Here is a 2278-nt window from a genome sequence, read left to right as displayed (position 1 = left end):
CTCGACGCGGCGGTCCGTCAGATCCGCCGGGGCGGCCGGGACGGTCCAGTCGCCGGCGCGGATGTCGGCGGTCTCCGGCAGGAAGTCCAGCGACGCGCCGGCGGCGATCGCGGCGCGGCGCTGCGCCCGGGCGGCCAGCAGCTCGTTGCGGCGCGGCCGGAACCGCCTGGTCAGATCGGTCACGAACGCGACGGCCTCGTCGGACAGGATCTCGGTCACGGTGCGCATCCCCTCTGGCAGGTGGGTCTGCGACCACCGTAACCGGCTGGGCCGTCCCGGGCTCAGGGACCTGTGGATAACCCGTGGCCCCAGTCGTCGTGTAGCTCCTCGCGGATCGGGCCGCGGGTCGGGATGCGGTGCCACCACCAGTCGCGGCCCTTCACCCGGCGGCCGTCCGCCCTTTCCACGCAACCGTCGTCGTCGGGCTCGGTGATGCGCCGGAACCACTCGTCGACCTCGGCGATCGCCGGCTCGATCCGGGTCAGCAGTGTGGGGTCGGCCAGGCGGGCGGTCTCCGCCACGATGTCGCGGAGGATGACCGCCGCGACGAGATCGTGCGCGCCCCACACCGATCGGTCGTCGGGCGCCTTGTCGAGATCGGCATCGATCTTGGCGATGTGCGCCCGCCAGCCGATCACCGCGCCGGCCAGGCCGATGGTGCGGCTCGGGGTCAGGGTGACCGAGGCCTCGTCGAGGCGCGCACGGTCAGCCTCGTCCACCCATCGGCCGAGCCACTCCACCGGATCTGTCATCTGGTCACCGAATGTAGTTCGCGGTGCTTCGCCACGGCATGGAGTAGTTGATGATCACCCGCACGTTGCACCTGATCATCACCGCCGAGTTCTGACCGGGGATCTGCTGCGGGCCGACGCTGCGCAGCACATCTTCGACCTCGGCGGACGTCGGCCGTCCCATGGCGGGGTTGCCGCCACCGGTGTGCCCGAAGACGAACTGCACCATCTCGTCCAGCGAGTAGCCGGACGCGTGGAACTCGTCGGTGCCCGCCGCCCTGCCGAACGGGATCCCGCAGAACGGCCCGCTGTTGTGCACCAGCACCGGCGCCTTGCCGGCCATCACATAGAACGTGTGGATGCCGGCGACCGACAGGTTGTACACGGTCGTCGTCCGGGTGCGCTCGGACACCGAGGTGATCGCCGCGCGCTTACCGGCCCCGGTCAGCACCGCAGATCCGGCGGCCAGGGAGCCCGCCTTCACCCACTCGCCGCGGGCCGGCACCCAGAACGGGTGGCCCTCGGTCGCCGTGATGACCGCCGGCGGGGTCGCGGCCTTGCCGTCGTCGTCGACGGCGATGTCCACCAGACGCTTCACGCCCGAACCGCGGATCAGCGCGGTCACCGGCCGTCCCGCGCTGCGGCGACCCTCCGGGTCGGTCGCCATCACCACGTCACCGACCTGAACATCCTCGATGTCCGCGGTCCGGCCGCCGGAAAGCAGCACCCGGGTGCCGGCCACGAAGCTGTTCTGCTTTGTGGGGCAGCCACCCTTGGCGGCCTTCAGCTTGTCGATGATGTTCATGACGTTGCGGAAGCGGTCGGAGTTCTTCCACGCCTTGGCGCCGGTGGCCAGCCAGCCCGCGATCGGGATGGCCGAGCCCAGCGAGAGCAGGCCGCCGATCACATCGCCCCGGCCGAAGGAGACCGCGGCGTCGATGCCGTCGCAGACCTCCCCGGCGCCGGGGATCAGGCCGCAGGCCATCAGCGTGAACTGCAGGATGTCCAGGAGGATGTCGCCGTTCTCCTTGACGAACTCCTTGAGGTCGCCGAGCATCGCGCAGCCGGTGGTGCCCTTGTTGGCCGGCGTGTTGCACTTCGCCGGGTTGATCAGCGCGTCGGCGAAGTCCTTGAAGACCGTCAGGCACTCCTTGGACAGGTTCGCCGGGTCGAGCGACAGACAGCCCCACGTCTTGTGGTTGTCCGCCGCGGTGCCGTCACCGCCGGGCCCGCTGCCCGGCGCGGTGCTGCGCCGATCGAGCTCGGCCTGCTTCAGCCGCTGGGTGTAGATGTCCGCGGCCTCCTTGGCGGCGCGAGCCGCCGCCTCGGCGTCGGCGCCGGCGGCCTGTGCGGACGCGCGGGCGTCGCGCTTGGCCCGGAACGCCGCGGCGGCGTCGGACTGGGCGCGCTGCGCGGCAGCGGTCGCGGTGGCCGCCGACCGTGAGGCCTCCTAAGAATGCGAGTCAACAATACGAAGTATTGTAAATAAAGAAGCCAGTAAATGAATTTATGAAAACCCAAAGAAAGGGAACCTAGCTAGTAATTAT

The 2278-nt window shown here is 69.9% G+C and carries 2 protein-coding genes and 1 pseudogene; all 3 read right to left on the bottom strand.

The window, feature by feature from the left end; translation table 11 throughout:
* Nucleotides 1-219: pseudogene (locus AB0M20_RS39175) on the bottom strand (malate synthase A); the annotation flags it as partial.
* Between the two features lie 62 nt (nucleotides 220-281).
* On the bottom strand, nucleotides 282-752 hold the full coding sequence (locus AB0M20_RS39170) for a hypothetical protein (RefSeq protein ID WP_364306090.1): 471 nt from the start codon (nucleotides 750-752) through the stop codon (nucleotides 282-284).
* 4 nt (nucleotides 753-756) lie between these two features.
* Nucleotides 757-1788 (bottom strand): polymorphic toxin-type HINT domain-containing protein, encoded by a 1032-nt coding sequence (locus AB0M20_RS39165; protein ID WP_364306087.1) that lies wholly within the window; start codon nucleotides 1786-1788, stop codon nucleotides 757-759.
* Nucleotides 1789-2278 lie beyond the last annotated feature (490 nt).

It is taken from the genome of Actinoplanes sp. NPDC051633 (assembly GCF_040681735.1).
Lineage (GTDB): Bacteria > Actinomycetota > Actinomycetes > Mycobacteriales > Micromonosporaceae > Actinoplanes.
Note: the sequence above shows the minus strand (reverse complement) of the source record. Positions and strands in the feature narration are given on the sequence as shown.

Excerpts from the sequence above, each read along its gene's own strand:
- AB0M20_RS39170 (WP_364306090.1), bottom strand. The coding sequence starts at position 752 with ATGACAGATCCGGTGGAGTGGCTCGGCCGATGGGTGGACGAGGCTGAC.
- AB0M20_RS39165 (WP_364306087.1), bottom strand. The coding sequence starts at position 1,788 with ATGCTCGGCGACCTCAAGGAGTTCGTCAAGGAGAACGGCGACATCCTC.